The organism is Nocardioides daedukensis, assembly GCF_013408415.1.
Lineage (GTDB): Bacteria > Actinomycetota > Actinomycetes > Propionibacteriales > Nocardioidaceae > Nocardioides > Nocardioides daedukensis.
Map to the genome: position 1 here is coordinate 1508325 of NZ_JACCAA010000001.1, position 16902 is coordinate 1525226.

Sequence of the window (16902 nt, forward strand, 5' to 3'; positions counted from 1 at the left end):
TCGACGGTGGTGCAGTGGCGGTGCTCAGAGGCACGTCACGGAGTGATTCGTCCGCTGCGCCTCGCGGTAAGTTACCGTATTTGACGGTCCGGGACAGAAGCGGCGACGGTCAGGACCGGTCCCCAGGAGAGGAAGGAACGCCGCATGCCCCGCTCGCACGACCTGTTCGTGAAGGCCCGCAATGTGCCCGTTGCCGCCTCCGTCGTATGGCGTCATCTGGCCCGTGGACGCGGTCACGCAGCGACCATCGGCGCCCGCGCCGTCCCCCGGTTGGCGCCGGTCGCAGACAAGCTCGCCGCAGGGCAGTCGCCGTACGTCGTGTCGGCGAGCGCAGCACTGGCCGCCGGCGACCTGGGCGAGGCCCGTGAGCGTGCCGCGAAGGCTGGCTGGCGTGGTCGCCGGCTGCGCGGATTCATCGAGGGCGAGATCGCGCTGCTCTCCCCCAGCGGCCGAGCCCGGAGCGCTCCCAGCTCGGTCACCGAGCTCGGTGATGGGCCGGTCCTGCACCTGGTCACCAACTCGTTGCCGCACATCGTCGCCGGCTACACCACCCGCACCCAGGGCATCCTGGCCGGGCAGCGACAGGCCGGCCTCGACTCCCACGTCGTCACCCGGATAGGTTTCCCGGTCACCAAGGGCAACCTGGCCGCCGAGCCGGTCGACGTCGTCGACGGCGTGCCCTACCACCGACTCCTGGCCCCGCTGGCCGTGCGCAACGACCGGGCCCTGGCCCGGGACGTCGCCGAGACCGCCCGGTTGGTCGAGCAGCTGCGTCCCCGGGTGCTGCACGCGCACAGCAACCACCTCAACGGGCAGGTCGCGCTCGCCCTGCGCGATCGTTTCGGCATCCCGGTCGTCTACGAGGTGCGCGGCTTCCTGGAGGAGACGCGCAGCTCTCGCGAGGGCCAGAGCGAGACCTCCGAGGTGCACACGCTGACCCGTGCGGCCGAGACCTGGTGCATGGAACAGGCCGACGCAGTGGTGACGATCAGCGCGATCATGAGGGACGCGATCATCGCCCGCGGGATCGACGCCGAGAAGGTGCACATCGTCCCGAACGGGGTCGGACGGCAGTTCGTCGAGGCAGAAGCGGTCTTCCCCGCCCACGACGGCGGCCCGGGCGACAAGGTCACCGTCGGAGCCGTCGGCACGCTGAACTCCTACGAGGGCCTTGACGTCTTGATCGAGGCGATCGCCCAGGCGCCCGGCACCAGGCTCCTCCTGGTCGGGGACGGTCCTGCCCGCGGCGAGCTCGAGGCCCTGGCACGCGCACTGGGCATCGACGCCGAGTTCACCGGGCGAGTGGCGCCGGAGCAGGTGGTGGCCCAGCACCAGCGCATCGACATCTATGCCACGCCGCGCCGCGACCTGCCGGTGACCCGGCTCGTGCCGCCGATCAAGCCGGTCGAGGCGATGGCGCTGGGCCGCCCGGTTGTCGCGAGCGACCTGCCTCCGTTGCGCGAGATCGTGGGCGACGACCGCGGCCTCCTGGTCCCGGCCGACGACCCCACCGCACTGGCAGCGGTCATCCGCGAGCTCGCTGCCGACCCCGCCACCCGCCGTACGCTGGGTGAGGCAGGTCGCGCCGAAGTCATCGCGCGCCGCACGTGGTCGGGCGCCGCAGCGACGTACGCTCGGATCTACGCTTCCGTGATCGGCGTCTCCCCAGACGCGTCCGGAGTTGCCTCAACCGGCCCCACCCCCCACGATTCATCCAGCAGAAGTCCACAGTCTGAGGAGAACCCCACGTGAGCACCACCCCGGAGAACGCCGCCGTCGACCTCGTCGTCCTGGGTCAGGGCTACGTCGGCCTCCCGCTGGCCCAGGCTGCCACCGCGGCGGGCCTCACGGTCGTCGGCTTCGACGTCAACCAGAAGGCCGTGGACGGCCTCAACGCCGGCCGCTCCCACGTGGACGACCTCAGCGACGACGACGTCGCCGAGATGGTCGCCAAGGGTTATCGCGCCACCACGGACTCGGCTGTCTTCGCCGACTCCGCCGTGGCGATCATCTGCGTGCCGACCCCGCTCAGCGAGGACGGCGGACCCGACATGGGCCCGGTCACCGCTGCGTCGAGGAGCCTCGCCGAGCACGTGCACAAGGGACAGCTGATCGTCCTCGAGTCGACCACCTACCCGGGCACCACCGACGAGCTGCTCCGCCCCATCCTCGAGGAGTCCGGGCTGACGGCAGGCGTCGACTTCCACCTCGCCTTCTCCCCCGAGCGCATCGACCCGGGCAACCCGACGTACGGGCTGGTCAACACCCCCAAGGTCGTCGGTGGCCTCACCCCGGAGAGCACGAAGGCCGCCTCCGACTTCTACGGCCGCTTCGTCGAGACCGTGGTCGAGGCCAAGGGCACCCGCGAGGCCGAGACCGCCAAGCTGCTCGAGAACACCTACCGCCACATCAACATCGCGCTGGTCAACGAGATGGCGCGGTTCTGCCACGAGCTCGACATCGACCTGTGGGACGTGATCCGGGCGGCCTCGACGAAGCCGTTCGGCTTCCAGGCCTTCTACCCCGGCCCCGGCGTGGGTGGGCACTGCATCCCGATCGACCCGAACTACCTCTCGCACAACGTGCGCACCAAGCTCGGCTACCCGTTCCGCTTCGTGGAGCTCGCCCAGGAGATCAACTCCACGATGCCGACCTATGTCGCGCACCGGGCGCAGAACCTGCTCAACGACGCCGGCAAGGCGATCAACGGCTCCCGGGTGCTCATCCTCGGTGTCACCTACAAGCCGAACATCGCCGACCAGCGTGAGTCGCCGGCGGTGCCCCTGGCCCAGGCGCTCGGCCAGCTCGGCGCGATCATCACCTATCACGACCCGCGCGTGGAGAACTGGAACGCCGGCGTGGAGACCACCAGGGTCACCGACCTCGACTCCGGCATCGCCGAGGCCGACCTGGTCATGCTGGTCCAGAACCACACCGAGTACGACGCACCGGCGCTCGCCGAGAAGTCCACGATCTTCTTCGACACCCGTGGTGTGACCACCGGCCCGGGGGCGAATCGCCTGTGAGTGTGACCGCCTCCGACGCCACGTCGGGGTCGGCAGCCAACTCAATGACCTCCGAGGAGTTGGCCGCCCTCGCCCGCGAGTATGACCTGACCGCGGTCGGCGTACGGCCGCCGCTGAAGGACTACATCCGCACCCTGTGGGAGCGGCGCCACTTCGCGGTCAAGCTCGCCTCCTCGAAGTCCTACGCACGCAACCAGGGCAGCTATCTCGGCCAGGTCTGGGCCGTGCTCAACCCGGTGATGTGGGCGGCGGTCTACTTCCTGGTCTTCGGCATCATGCTGAACACCAGCCGGGGCGTCGACAACTTCATCGGCTTCCTGGTCACCGGTGTCTTCATCTTCCACTTCATGTCGGCCTGCATCAGCGCCGGCTCCAAGTCGATCACCAGCAACCAGGGCGTGATCACCTCGTTGCAGTTCCCGCGGGCGCTGCTGCCGATCGCGACCGTGCTCTCGGAGCTGTTCACGCTCCTGCCGGCGCTGCTGGTGCTGTTGGTGATCGTCCCGTTCACCGGCGAGCCGATCACCGCGACCATGCTGTTGATGCCGCTGGCCGTCCTGTTCGCCTGGCTCTTCGGCACCGGGATCGCGTTCATCTGCGCCCGGCTCGTCGTGCAGTTCCGCGACATCAAGCAACTGATCCCGTTCGTGCTCCGCGCCTTGATGTACACCTCGGGCGTCTTCTTCTCGATCGACCACTACGTCGGCACCGGCACTGCTGCCTCGGTGGTCTCCCACCAGCCGATCGCGGTCTACCTCGAGCTGGTGCGCTGCAGCCTGCTGGAGGAGATGGACGCCTCGATGTCACTGTGGCTGTGGGGCGCCGGCTGGGCGATCGGGGCCGTGATCATCGGGTTCATCTACTTCTGGCGGGCGGAGGAGAGCTATGGCCGAGGCTGACGACGACTTCACCACCGATGGCGACACACCTGCCACCGACTACGCCGACTCCGAGGAGGGGGCACCGGCACCCTCGCTGATCGTCGACGACGTACACGTCCACTACAAGACCTATGGCGGCAAGCGGCTGTCCAACACCCAGCAGCGCACCTGGCGTGCGATGGGCCGCCACGTCGGCGCCGTCGACTCGGTGCACGCCGTCAAGGGGATCTCGTTCGTGGCCCATCATGGCCAGTCGATCGGGATCATCGGCCACAACGGCTCGGGCAAGTCCACGCTGCTGCGGGCGATCGCCGGCGTGATGCCGACCTCCGGTGGACGGATCTGGGCCGACGGCACCGCCTCCCTGCTGGGCGTCAACGCCGCCCTGATGAGCGAACTGTCCGGTGAGCGCAACATCGTGCTCGGTGGCCTGGCGCTGGGCCTCAGCCCGCGCCAGGTCGAGGAGCGCTTCGACGAGGTCGTCGAGTTCGCCAACATCGGTGACTTCCTGCAGCTGCCGATGAAGGCCTACTCCTCGGGGATGGGTTCGCGGCTGCGGTTCGCGATCTCCTCTGCTGCTCGCCCCGACATCCTGCTCATCGACGAGGCGCTGTCCACCGGTGATGCCGAGTTCCGTGCGCGTTCTCGCGACCGGGTCGACGAGATCCGGGCCGAGGCCGGCACGGTGATGCTGGTCAGCCACTCGATGTCGACGATCCGGCAGATGTGCGACCGGGCGTTGTGGATCGATCACGGTCGGCTCTACATGGACGGCACCACCGACGAGGTCCTCGACGCCTATGCGGAGAAGACCGGCAAGCCGACCGCGCGCAACCTGTCCCGGCGCAAGCCGCTCGGGCACAAGCCGAACAAGGCCGCCGCTGCCGGGCCCGCCCAGGCGAGTGAGCCCAAGGCTGCTGATCCCAAGGCTGAGCCTGCCAAGGCGACCGGGACCGCACCGGCTGCCGACCCGAAGCCCGCCGGGGATGTCACCTCCTGATGTCCTCCACTGCCACGGGCACTGCCCTCGTCGTCACGGTCGTCCACCACCCGGAGGACGCCCGGATCCGACACCGGCAGATCGCTGCTCTGCTCGAGGCCGGCTGGCAGGTCACCTATGCGGCACCGTTCTCGGGCTATGGGCTGGAGTTGCCGTCGCTTCCCGGGTTGGACGTCATCGACCTGCCACGTGCCGTGGGGCGTCGCCGCCTGCGTGCCCTGCGGGCCGCGCGCCGGCTCCTGTCGGCCCGGGGCGGCGCACAGGACGTCATACTGCTGCACGATCCGGAGCTCCTGGTCGCAGTGCGTGGGCTGGGGCTCGACAACGTCGTGTGGGACGTCCACGAGGACCTGCCCGCGTCGCTCGCGATGAAGCCGTGGCTGCCGACCTGGCTGGCGCGGCCTGCCGCCGGCGCGGTACGCCGGGTCGAGCTGGGGGCGGAGAAGCGTCACGAGCTGTTGCTGGCCGAGCACGACTACCAGGCACGGTTCCGCCAGCCCCACCTGGTCGTGCCGAACACCACCCGGGTCCCCGCCGCACGCCCCGCCGGCGGTGGGCGACACGTGGTCTACGTCGGCCACAACTCGCGAGCCCGTGGCGTGCACGACCTGATCGCGCTGGGTGCCGCCCTGGCCGGGGACGACATCGCGGTGAAGGTGATCGGGCATGCCGACGGCGAGGCGACCTCCGCGCTCGAGGCCGCCACCGCGTCCGGGACGAACTCGATCGAGTGGCTGGGCTTCATGAGCCACGGCGAGGCGATGGCGCAGGTCGACGGGGCGCTGGCCGGCCTGTCCCTGCTCCACGACGAGCCCAACTATCGGCACTCCCAGCCGACCAAGGTCATCGAATACATGGCGCACGGGGTTCCGGTGCTCACCACTCCCCTGCCCAAGGCGGTCGAGGTGGTCGAGGCCGCCGACGCCGGGATCGTGGTGCCGTTCGGGGACACGATGGCCGCCGCGGACGCCGTACGCTCCCTGGCCGCCAACCCGGACAAGCGCGAGCAGTTCGCGATCAACGGCCATGCCCACGCTGCGGAGCACTATGACTGGACCTCCAAGGCCGCCGACTTCACCCGCGAACTGGCATCTCTTGCGCGCCGAACCGGCAGTTGTTGAGCGTCCAACCTGCACTTGTTGCGCGTCCAACCTGCACTTGTTGATGCGCGAACCTGCAGTTCTTGCGCGTTGAGCCTGCACTTGTTGTTGCGCGAACCTGCAGTTCTTGCGCGTTGAGCCTGCAGTTGTTGCGTTGCAAAGACGTCACCTGATGATTCGCTAACCGGCCCGGCAGACCCTCTGCTTGAGCACTGAGTGTCATCAGTAGCGCCGCACGACCAGCTTGACCACAGATCCATCCGACGCCTCGCCTTGGTCGCCGGCTCCCGTGACTCAGGCCCGGTCGGAGAACGACGGCAGGTCGCTGCTTGTCAGGGGTGCAGTACGTCGACCCGCAGCGCGACCGCACCAACTGTCCCCGGCCCGTGTTCAGCGTCGACAGCCCGAGGGCGCGCGTTGCGCCTCGTCGTGCCAGAGCTGATCTCGCTCGGACCGCAACAACTGCCGGTTCGACGCACAAGAACGGTCAAGTCCGAGGTAGTGGTGTAGTGCTGCGTTCTCCTTCTTGATGGTTCAGGCGGTGAGTGCGGGTAGGTCGTGGGCTCCGATCTCGGGTTCGGTGTTGGGGACGAGGTTCATGCGGCAGCGGGCGAGGACGTCGAGTCCGAGGTAGCGGCGGCCTTCGGCCCATTCGTCGGTCTGCTCGGCGAGGACGGCGCCGACGAGTCGGACGATCGCGGTGCGGTTGGGGAAGATCCCCACGCTGTCGGTTCTTCTCCGGATCTCGCGATTCAACCGCTCGGCGGGGTTGTTGGACCAGATCTGAGTCCACACGTCCTTCGGAGATCCGGTGAACGCGAGGATGTCCGCGCGGGCGCCGTCGAGGTGCTCATGGACCTCGGGGAGCTTCTCTTCGACGTAGTCCAAGAGCCGGTCGAACTGGGCGTTCACTGCCGGGGCGTCGGGCTGGTCGTAGACCGAGTGCAGCATCGCTTTGACCGCGGGCCACATCGACTTCGGGGTCACCGACATCAAGTTCGCCGCGTAGTGGGTGCGGCAGCGTTGCCAGGTCGCGCCGGCCAGGTTGGCCGCGATCGCGTCCTTGAGCCCGGCGTGAGCATCTGAGGTGACCAGCCGGACCCCGGTCAGGCCGCGGGCCACGAGGTCGGCGAAGAACTCGTTCCACGCCGGTCCGGTTTCGGAGGTGGCCACGCGCATGCCGAGGACTTCGCGGTGTCCGTCGCCGTTGACGCCGGTCGCGAGCAGCACGACGGCGTTGATCACGCGGCCGCCTTCGCGGACCTTCATCGTGAGCGCGTCGGCGGCCACGAACGTGAACGGTCCAGCAGCATCGAGGGGTCGGTGGCGGAAGTCCTCGACGATGCTGTCCAGGTCGCCTGCCATCCGCGAGACCTGGGACTTCGACAACGAGTCGATGCCCAACTGCTTGACCAACTTGTCCATCCGCCGGGTGGACACGCCGGCGAGGTAGCAGTCGGCCACGACGGTGATCAGCGCGGACTCGGCACGCTTGCGGCGCTCCAGGAGCCATTCGGGGAAGTAGGTGCCGGTGCGCAGCTTGGGGATCGCGACGTCGACGGTCCCGACGCGTGTGTCCAGGTCGCGGTGGCGGTAGCCGTTGCGCTGCGCCGTCCGGGACGCGGAAGGGCGGCCGTACTCGGCGCCGACGACCGCGTCGGCGTCCGCGCAGAGCAGCGCGTTGATGATCGTTTGCAGCAGCGAGCGCATCAGATCGGGGCTGGCTTCGGCGAGGGCTTCGCCAAGAAGGCCAGCAGGGTCGACAATGTGTGGAGCGGTCATCGTGTGGTCCTCGAGGATTCGGTAGAAGGTTGACTCGAAGGATCGCGCGGTGGCCGCGTCTGCGTCCGACGTACACGCCGGTAACGAACTCAGCGACCGCGCTACACCACTATCGGGGACTCAACTACAAGAACTGCCGGCTCGCGCAACAACAACTGCCGGTTCGACGCACAAGAAGTGCAGGCTCGCGCAACAACAAGTGCAGGTTGGACGCGCAACAAGTGCAGGTTCGTCAGCGGCGGAGGGACTTGGGGATGCCGCGCAGGAAGCCCCAGCCCCAGGCCAGGTGCATCGTGGCGATGACCCCGGGCAGGACGCGCCGGGCCTGCGGGGACAGGTTGTCCTGGCGGGCCAGTACGGCTGAGGCGGCAACCACGCCGGCGCCGTAGCCAGCAGGGACCACGAAGCCGAGCAGGCCCACACGGGCGCCGCGGACACCCGCAACGGAGCCGAGCACGCCCATGGCGCCGGCAGCAACACCGCCGGCCACCAGGGCGGTGACCACGGGCGGGGCGAGATAGCGGAACGAGGCCGTGTCGGGGTGCTCGGCGACGATCTGGCGCCGCCACTGCCCGGAGCCGAAGAACTGCCGGGCCAGGGCCTTGAAGTCGCGGCGCGGGCGATAGGTGACCGCAAGCGTCGGGTCGAACCACACCTCGTGGCCGGCCTTGCGGATGCGGTAGTTGAGCTGCCAGTCCTGTGCCCTGCGGTAGTGCTCGTCGAAGCCACCGACCTCTTCGAGCACGGAACGGCGGAACGAGCCGAGGTAGACCGTCAGCGCCGGACCCGGCTCACCACCGGTGTGGAACTTGGCGCCACCGATGCCCAGGGGCGAGGACATCGCCGAGGCGACCGCCTCACCGAACGGGGTGTCACCCTCGACGGCCATCAGGCCACCCACGTTGGCAGCCCCGGTCTCGTCGAGCAGTGCGACCACGCGCTCGACGTACCGCTCGGGCAGAAAGCCGTGGGCATCCACCCGCACGATGTAGTCGTGGCGGGCCACCGCCAGCGCGGCGTTGAGGGCGTTCGGCGTGAATCCGGTCGGGTTGGCGACCAGGGTGATCCGCGAGTCCTCCGCGGCGAGCCGGTCGGCGATCTCCTGGGTGCGGTCCTTTGAGGGACCGATCGCCAGGATCAACTCCCACTGCCCCGGATAGTCCTGGTCGAGGACGCGGCGTACCGACTCCTCGAGATAGAGCTCCTCATTGAGGACCGGCATCACCACCGACACCGGGGTAGCAGTGGCAGAACTGCTGGGCGAGCTGCTGGTCACGAAACTCCCAGGCCGCGGTAGGTCCAACCAGCGGCCTTCCACGCCTCACGGTCCAGGCAGTTGCGCGCATCGATCACGTTGGGCGCCGCGACGACCTTGGCCAGCTCGGCCGCGTCGATCTCGCGGAACTCGGGCCACTCGGTCAGGTGCAGCACCAGCTCGGCATCGGTGGCCGCCTCCACCGCGGAGTCCACGAACGTCAGCTCGGGCCGCGAGCGCTTGCCCGGAACAGCCGCAACCGGGTCATAGATCCGCACCTCGGCACCCGCCTCGTGCATCCGACGGGCCACGTCGAGAGCCGGCGAGTCGCGTACGTCGTCCGACTTCGGCTTGAACGAAGCCCCGAACACCGCAACCTTGCGACCGGTCAGGTCACCCAACAGCCCCTCGGCCATCGAGACGACCTTGGCACGGCGCGACAGGTTGATCTTGTCGATCTCGCCGAGGAACTCGAACGACTCACCCGCGCCCAGCTCGATCGCACGCGCCCGGAAGGCCCGAATGTCCTTGGGCAGGCAACCGCCACCGAACCCGATGCCGGCGTTGAGGAACTTGCGCCCGATCCGCTCGTCGAACCCGATCGCGTCCGCCAGCACGGTGACGTCGCCACCGGCCAGGTCACATACCTCGGACATCGCGTTGATGAAGGAGATCTTGGTGGCCAGGAACGCATTCGCGCTCACCTTGACCAGCTCGGCGGTCGCATAGTCGCTGACCACCACAGGGGTGCCCGTGGAGATGGTCTGCGCATAGACCTCACGCAGCTTCGTCTCGGCAGCCTCGGAGGCCACACCGAAGACGAGACGGTCCGGACGCAGGGTGTCCTCGACCGCGAAGCCCTCGCGCAGGAACTCCGGGTTCCAGGCCAGCTCCACGCCGGGTCCGGCGATCTCGTGCAGCATCTCCTGCAGCCGCGCCGCGGTGCCCACCGGCACCGTCGACTTGCCGGCCACCAGGGTCGTCCTGCCCTTCAGCTGCTCACCCAGGGCGCGCACCGCCGACTCGACATAGGTCAGGTCGGCCGCGTCAGAACCGGGTGTCTGCGGGGTCCCGATGCACAAGAAGTGCACCTCCGCGTCAGCCGCGGCGGAGAAGTCGGTGGTGAACCGCAACCGGCCACCCTCACCGATGTGCTTGCCCAGCAACGGCTCCAGTCCCGGCTCGAAGAAGGGCGCCTTGCCCTCCGACAACAGGGCAACCTTCGCCTCGTCGACGTCGATCCCGACCGTCTCGAACCCGAGCTCAGCCATCCCGGCAGCGTGGACAGCTCCGAGATAACCGGTGCCGATGACAGAGACACGCATGTGTGTACCCCTTGATGCAGGCAGTTGGCGGACACCTGTTCGGCGCCCACAGTCCGACCACTACCCGCAATCGGACACAGCAGGAGTTTAGGACGGAGCGGGTCGTTTGGCGCAACAGGGCGCGGCGGGGCGTGGCCCGGGTGGCGCGCGTCTCAGCCACTGAGCGTCCGGTGCAGAAGTCCACTTGGTTCCTAGACTTTCAACAACAGCCCGATCGTGCGCAACGAGGCGACACGAGTCCGAGAGGAACCATTGTGACCCACCGTCCCGAAACGATTGCCGTCCACGCAGGCCAGGAGGAGCCCGACTCCGCCACCAACGCCCGCGCGGTGCCGATCTACCAGACCACGTCCTATGTCTTCAACGACACCGAGCACGCCGCGAACCTCTTCTCGCTGGCCGAGCCGGGCAACATCTACACCCGGATCATGAACCCGACCCAGTCGGTCTTCGAGGAGCGCGTCGCCCAGCTCGAGGGCGGCGTCGGCGCCCTGGCCACGGCCAGCGGGTCGGCTGCGACGACGTACGCCGTCCTCAACCTCACCTACGCCGGCGACAACATCGTCGCGCTCTCCACGCTGTACGGCGGCACCTACGCCCTGTTCGCGCACACGCTGCCGCAGTTCGGCATCGAGGTCCGCTTCGTCGACCCCGAGAAGCCCGAGGAGCTCGCGGCTGCCGTCGACGAGAAGACCAGGCTGGTCTTCGCCGAGACCGTCGGCAACCCGAAGATCAACGTCGTCGACATCAAGGCCTGGGCCGACGCAGCCCACGCCCAGGGCCTGCCCCTGATCGTCGACAACACCGCACCCACCCCGTTGCTGTGCAAGCCGTTCGAGCTCGGCGCCGACGTCATCGTGCACGCCGCCACGAAGTACATCGGCGGCCAGGGCTCCTCCATCGGTGGCGTCATCGTCGACTCCGGCAACTTCGACTGGGCCGCCCACTCCGAGCGCTTCCCCGGCCTGACCCAGCCCGACGGCGCCTACCACGGCGTGGTCTGGACCGAGGCCGTCGGCAACCTGGCCTACATCATCCGGGCGCGCACCGTCCTGCTCCGCAACACCGGTGCAGCCATCGCCCCGCTCAACTCGTTCCTGTTCATCCAGGGCCTCGAGACCCTCCCGTTGCGCATCGAGCGACACAGCGAGAACGCGCTCAAGGTCGCCGAGTTCCTGCAGGGCCACGACTCCGTGTCCTGGGTGAGCTACCCCGGCCTGCCTGACTCGCCCTACAAGGAGATCGCCGACCGCACCTTCACCGGCCGCGGCTATGGCGGCCTGGTCAGCTTCGGCCTGAAGTCGGGTCGCGAAGGTGGCAAGACCTTCATCGAGGCACTCGAGCTGTTCAGCCACCTGGCCAACATCGGTGACACCAAGTCGCTGGCCATCCACAACGCCACCACCACCCACTCGCAGCTCACCCCCGAGGAGCTCGAGGCGGCCGGCGTTCCGGAGGAGGCCGTGCGCCTCTCGGTCGGCATCGAGCACATCGACGACATCATCGCCGACCTCGACCAGGCACTCGCTCAGGCCAAGTGAGGGTGATACTGGCGCCGTGACGTCACCATCTACACCCCAGCGGGTCCTGCTCTTCACCGAGCAGGACCCGCTGGTTCTTGCCAACGGCGAGCAGCTGACCGAGGTCGAGATCGCCTACCAGACCTGGGGCACCCTCAACGAGGACGCCTCGAACGCGGTGTTCATCGCGCACGCCCTCACCGGTGACGCCAACGCCGCAGGCTGGTGGTCGAGCCTGGTCGGCCCCGGGCGCCCGGTCGACACCGACCGGTTCTTCGTGATCTGTCCCAACCTGCTCGGCGGGTGCAGTGGCAGCACCGGCCCGCGCTCGACGAACCCCGCGACCGGTACGCCGTACGGCCTCGACTTCCCGCTGCTGGCGATGACCGATCTGGTCGCCGCGCACCGCCGACTGATCGCCCACCTGGGCATCACCCGGCTCCACGCCGCCGTCGGCGGATCACTGGGCGGCATGCAGCTGCTGCAGTGGTCGATCGAGGCGTCCGAGGAGATCGGGCGGGCGGTGCTTGTCGCGGCCACCAGCCGGCTCACGGCCGAGAACATCGCGTTCTCCGCCGTCGCTCGGGCCGCGATCACCGGCGATCCGGGCTTCGAGAACGGCCAGTACGCCGTGGGTGCGGGCCCCCGGCACGGGATGGCGATCGCACGGATGATGGCCCACATCACCTATGTCTCGCCGCAATCCCTGGAGACCAAGTTCGGCCGCAGGCTGCAGGGCGGCCAGTCGACGCCCGGGTTCGGTGTCGACTTCGAGGTGGAGTCCTACCTCGACCACCAGGGTCGCTCGTTCCTGGAGCGCTTCGACGCGCTCACCTATCTCTACTTCACCCGGGTGATGGACTACTTCGACCCGTTCGCCGACCCGGCAGCCGCCTCCGCGATCACCGACACCACGTTCCTGGTGCTCTCCTTCGACTCCGACTGGCGTTTCGGCACCCAGCACTCGGTGCGCATCGAGGAGGAGCTCGCGGCTGCCGGCGTCGAGGTCACCCGCCACGAGCTGCCCGCGCCGCACGGCCACGACTCGTTCCTCTTCACCGTGCCCGGCTACCAGGAGACGGTGCGCGACTTCCTGGCCTGAGCCAGCAAGTCACCCACGCTCAGCCGACAGGCACGTCCTTGTGCCAGGACTCGGTGACATATTTCGTCTTCCAGCCCATCCCGACATAGAGCTGGTCGGCCCCGGTCGAGGAGTCGGCATCCACCTCGAGGCCGACCCGGTCCCGGTCGCGGGCGGCAGCGTCCGCGATGATCGTCCTGAGCAGCCCGGTGGCCACACCGCGGCCACGGGCCGACTCGAGCACACCGAGGTAGGAGACATAGGACCCGTCCGGGCCGGTCGAGGACTCGGACACCGTGCCGACGAGCACGCCGGCCGCCTCGGGGGCACCCTCGCCGTCGACGATCTCGGCGATCCACCAGTGGTCCCAGCGGTGGCCGGGGTCCTCGCGGAGCCGGTGCACGAACTCCTGGAAGGTCTCCTCGGAGGAGTTGAAGTGGTCGGTGAAGGAGCTCTCCAGCACGTCGTGGACCGCGCGCAGGTCATCGATGTCGGGGAGGCCATCGCCCTCGCGACGAACCTGGCGGAATACCACGCCCTTGCGCTCCCAGTGCTCCGGGTCGGGGACCAGTGACGCCTCGTCAGCGGTGACCGGGCGGCTCATCTGCCACCAGGTGCGGACCCGGTTGAAGCCGGCGTCCTCGAGCATCTTGTGCTGGCGCTCGTCGTCGGCGAAGGCGCCGGTGTCGATCTGCTGGGTCTTCAGGCCCCTGGCGGCGCCGACCTCGCAGGCCTGCGCCTCGGCCCAGGCGAACATCACCTGCGAGCAGCGCTCGGCGGCGGCCTCGGAGAGGTCGCGCTCGATGATGTGGACATAGAGCATCCGGTTCACCGAGCGGTCGTGCACCGAGGCCCACGCACGGATCCGGTTGTTGCGGTCGCGGACCACCAGGTTCTCGCGCATCTTCAGCCCGTGCTCGGAGACCTCCACGAGCACGTCGTCCTGCGAGGCACCTGCCCAGCCGCGCCCGGCGTCCTCGTGGGCCCGCAGCAGCTCGGTCAGACGCCTGACGTCCATGATCGATCCGGGGTCCGGGGCGCTTGCCGTCCAACCGACCGGGAGCCCGGGGTCATCGGGCAGCACAACGCCGGGATCGCTCTCGAAACGGTTGTCGTCGTAGGGCAGGAGCACCTCTTCAGGCGTCCCCTCTGTCGGCTGGTTCTCAGGCGTCATCGGGCGCCATTATTCCGTACGTCGCCCCGACCCGCCCGGGTCGGGCCGAACCGCGGCCACATGGAGCAGCGACTCAGATGCCCAGGCGGGTCGCGACCTGGTCGCCGCCACAGGCACGAATGACACCCGGATCACCGACCACGACGAGCAGGTCCGTGGCGCGCGACATCCCGACGTACAGCCGCTCGCGCGAGCGATCGCGGGCCCGGTCCTCGTTGACGCAGAGCACCACCACGCGACGCTCGAGCCCCTTGCAGCCCAGGACGTGGCCGTAGAAGACGTCGTCGGTGTCCCACCAGGTCTCCCAATAGCCGTCCTGGGTGTGGTGGGTGGTCCGCTCGACCTGGACCGGGTGCCGCTTGCCGGTGGTCAGCAGCGCGACGTGCTCGGGGCGCCAGTTCTCCTCGAGCAAGCCCTCGATCGCGTCGTCGGCCGCCGCCAGGGCGTCCTCGGGGTTGGCGGCGATGAAGCGGACAGCCGGGCCGTCGCCGCCGCGTGAATACATCCTCGACGGGGCGAGCGGCCCGAAGGCCTCGTGGATCTGCTTGGTGTTGCGCAGGTTGTGGTCGAGCACGAGTGGCACCAGGGGCACCGGCGGGCGCCCGAATCGCGCGAAGATCCGCTGGTTCTCGTCCGAGTAGACATAGAGCCCGCCCTCCTCGTCGTCGCGCAGCGCCTTCATCACCGGCGACCACCACGAGTCCGCGAAGTCCTGCGCCTCGTCGACGATGATCGCGTCATACTTCTCGCGCTCCCCCAGCCCTGCGGCCAGGTCGTCCATCAGTGCGGGCAGCTCGTCCTCCCAGAAGGCCCCGTTGATCCGGTCGCCGTCGGGCGCGCCCCACTGCTTGCCGAAGTCGTGGAAGGTGCCGACGAACGCCGGGCGGTGCTTGCGGTGCCACGTCGCCACCTCGCGCCGGAGCCAGGAGGCGAGGCCGAGTGAGTAGCAGAGCACCGCCACCCGCTGCGGTGCGCGGCCCTGGCTGCCCCGGGTCAGCTCGCGAGCCTGGGCCAGTGCGAGCACGGTCTTGCCGGAGCCCGCTCCCCCACGCACCTCGACGCGGCGCAGCAGCCTGGTCACCTGCAGGATCATCAGCTGGTCCTGGGTCAGTCGCTCCGCCTCGGCCGCACGTGCCTCGCTCTCCGCGTTGACGTCGTACGACGTGTGCTTGCGGCCCTGCAGGATCGTGACGATCTCCTCGACGTCGTCGTGCGTGGGCGGCACCTTGCCCTGCTGCAGACCCCAGGTGTGCTCGCGCAGCCGGGCGGCGAGCGTGTCCATCTCGGTGCGGTCGTGCAGTGCCCAGCGCGGCAGTTCGGGCAACGAGAAGTCGTCCTCGAACTCCGAGTGCGGGAAGACCACCCCGTGTCCCCAGGCAACGTGGTTGCGGTTTCCCCAGCGGCCGTCGCGGGCGACGTAGCCGCGGATCGCATATTTCGTGGTGCGGACCTGCTCCACCGGGTCGATGCGGACCTCGCGACCACCGCGGGTCTGCTTCCACCCGTCGTCGTCGAACCACACCGAGCCGCCCTTGACCTCGAGCACCGCGATCCCGATGTCGGGCATCAGCACCACGAGGTCGGCCTCATGGTCCTTCTTCTCGTCGGTGAGACGCAGGTTGGCGATCACGACATCGTCGTCACCCAGTCCATCGCGCAGCGCCTCGAAGACCTCACGCTCCGCACCGTTGACAAAGCGGGGTTCCTCGGGAAACGTCCGGGCTGGCATACCCGCACGCTAGTCGAGCTCGGAGGCCTTCACGGCCACAATCGCGACAGTCGTGACTGCGGCGAAGCACTGCTTGTCCGGCTTGGCCGGCAGCCCGACGGGGTTGATGGTGACGCCGTTCTCCTTGTTGACCGTCACGCCGGTCGGCTCGTCGCAGCCGAGGGCGACCACGGTGCCGAGCAGCACCTCGTCGTCGGCGAGCTTGGCTCCGGAGACCGCGTCGGCGACCTGCTGGCCGATGGTGCGCCCCTTGAACTGGGCGGTGAAGTCGGCGACGGCCTGGTCGGAGTCGAGGATGACCGGAATCTGGGCGACCTCGCCTCCGGCGGCGGTCTCGGAGATCAGGGCCACCTCGGTGAAGTCGACCTCGGGACCGATCGACTCGCTCGGATAGACCAAGTCGCTGGGCTCCGGGGAGCGCGGTGACTCCTCGGTGCCCTCGCTCTCGCCGGCAGAGCCGGAGTCGTCCGGGGATTGCGAGCTCTGTTCCTTCGCGTCGTTCTCCTCGCCGTCGTCGGAGCAGCCGAGGAGGGTGAGGGCGAGGATGCTGGCCAGGAGGGGTCCGAGAAGTCGCTTCATGAGGACTATGACGATAGCCAGCGCGGCTCGGTTCCCGAAAGCCCTCGCCCGGGGCGGTGGATCAGAAGACGAACGGGATACCGATCAGGGTCGGGACCAGGCCGAGCAGCAGCCACGGGCTCAGCGGGTGTCGCTGGTGGATGGCCATCCCGGCCGCCACGGCGAGCATGCCGAAGATCGTCGCGATGACCATCAGCCCGACCTGGGCGTCGGTGTGCCCCTCGCCGATCGCCATCGCGCCGAGAATCAGCCCCACCTGCATGTGAACGATGGTGGTGACGGCGAGCACCGACATCACCCACTTCTGCACGTTGCCCAGGGATCGGTCCCCGGTGGAGACCGCGCGCTGGGGGTTGTTCGGGTCCATCAGGTGACGCGGCCGCTTCACTGCCTTCTGCTCGGACATGCCCCCATTGTCCCACCTGATCCGGTGCCGTGCGGGCGAGGTCC

General features: G+C 68.7%; 14 protein-coding genes. 7 read left to right on the plus strand and 7 right to left on the minus strand.

What is annotated here, in order from left to right; genetic code table 11:
- The first annotated feature begins 144 nt into the window (after positions 1-144).
- The 5 genes from BJ980_RS07490 to BJ980_RS07510 are packed head-to-tail and all read left to right on the plus strand — an operon-like array spanning position 145 to position 6028.
- Positions 145-1752 (plus strand): glycosyltransferase family 4 protein, encoded by a 1608-nt coding sequence (locus BJ980_RS07490; protein WP_179501717.1) that lies wholly within the window; start codon positions 145-147, stop codon positions 1750-1752.
- Positions 1749-3026: a nucleotide sugar dehydrogenase gene (locus BJ980_RS07495; protein WP_179501718.1), complete on the plus strand. Its 1278-nt coding sequence runs from the start codon at positions 1749-1751 to the stop codon at positions 3024-3026. Before BJ980_RS07490 ends, BJ980_RS07495 begins: the two co-directional genes overlap by 4 nt.
- A 2-nt stretch (positions 3027-3028) precedes the next feature.
- Positions 3029-3925 (plus strand): ABC transporter permease, encoded by an 897-nt coding sequence (locus BJ980_RS07500; protein ID WP_179501719.1) that lies wholly within the window; start codon positions 3029-3031, stop codon positions 3923-3925.
- Positions 3912-4907: an ABC transporter ATP-binding protein gene (locus tag BJ980_RS07505; RefSeq protein WP_179501720.1), complete on the plus strand. Its 996-nt coding sequence runs from the start codon at positions 3912-3914 to the stop codon at positions 4905-4907. The genes BJ980_RS07500 and BJ980_RS07505 overlap by 14 nt, the downstream gene beginning before the upstream one ends.
- Positions 4907-6028 (plus strand): glycosyltransferase family 4 protein, encoded by a 1122-nt coding sequence (locus BJ980_RS07510; RefSeq protein ID WP_179501721.1) that lies wholly within the window; start codon positions 4907-4909, stop codon positions 6026-6028. Before BJ980_RS07505 ends, BJ980_RS07510 begins: the two co-directional genes overlap by 1 nt.
- Before the next feature lie 513 nt (positions 6029-6541).
- Here the strand turns inward: BJ980_RS07510 and BJ980_RS07515 are convergent.
- The 3 genes from BJ980_RS07515 to BJ980_RS07525 form a co-directional block, all read right to left on the minus strand.
- A complete protein-coding gene (locus tag BJ980_RS07515; RefSeq protein WP_179501722.1) occupies positions 6542-7789 on the minus strand; it encodes an IS256 family transposase in 1248 nt (415 codons plus the stop codon).
- 232 nt (positions 7790-8021) lie between these two features.
- Positions 8022-9065: a glycosyltransferase family 2 protein gene (locus BJ980_RS07520; protein ID WP_425490294.1), complete on the minus strand. Its 1044-nt coding sequence runs from the start codon at positions 9063-9065 to the stop codon at positions 8022-8024.
- On the minus strand, positions 9062-10369 hold the full coding sequence (locus BJ980_RS07525; RefSeq protein ID WP_179501723.1) for a UDP-glucose dehydrogenase family protein: 1308 nt from the start codon (positions 10367-10369) through the stop codon (positions 9062-9064). Before BJ980_RS07525 ends, BJ980_RS07520 begins: the two co-directional genes overlap by 4 nt.
- Before the next feature lie 254 nt (positions 10370-10623).
- Here BJ980_RS07525 and BJ980_RS07530 point away from each other — a divergent pair, with 254 nt between their 5' ends.
- The gene (locus BJ980_RS07530; protein ID WP_179501724.1) at positions 10624-11910 is read left to right on the plus strand and encodes a PLP-dependent transferase; all 1287 of its coding nucleotides are present in this window, start codon (positions 10624-10626) and stop codon (positions 11908-11910) included.
- Between the two features lie 16 nt (positions 11911-11926).
- Positions 11927-12991, plus strand: a complete 1065-nt coding sequence (gene metX, locus BJ980_RS07535; protein ID WP_179501725.1) for a homoserine O-acetyltransferase MetX — start codon at positions 11927-11929, stop codon at positions 12989-12991.
- Positions 12992-13010: 19 nt separating this feature from the next.
- Here metX and BJ980_RS07540 read toward each other — a convergent pair whose 3' ends face one another.
- From BJ980_RS07540 to BJ980_RS07555, 4 genes are all read right to left on the minus strand, one after another.
- The gene (locus tag BJ980_RS07540; RefSeq protein ID WP_179501726.1) at positions 13011-14144 is read right to left on the minus strand and encodes a GNAT family N-acetyltransferase; all 1134 of its coding nucleotides are present in this window, start codon (positions 14142-14144) and stop codon (positions 13011-13013) included.
- A 73-nt stretch (positions 14145-14217) separates the two neighbouring features.
- Positions 14218-15873, minus strand: a complete 1656-nt coding sequence (locus tag BJ980_RS07545; RefSeq protein ID WP_179501727.1) for a nuclease-related domain-containing DEAD/DEAH box helicase — start codon at positions 15871-15873, stop codon at positions 14218-14220.
- 9 nt (positions 15874-15882) lie between these two features.
- On the minus strand, positions 15883-16452 hold the full coding sequence (locus BJ980_RS07550) for a hypothetical protein (RefSeq protein WP_179501728.1): 570 nt from the start codon (positions 16450-16452) through the stop codon (positions 15883-15885).
- A gap of 61 nt (positions 16453-16513) precedes the next feature.
- Positions 16514-16858, minus strand: a complete 345-nt coding sequence (locus tag BJ980_RS07555) for a hypothetical protein (RefSeq protein WP_179501729.1) — start codon at positions 16856-16858, stop codon at positions 16514-16516.
- Positions 16859-16902 lie beyond the last annotated feature (44 nt).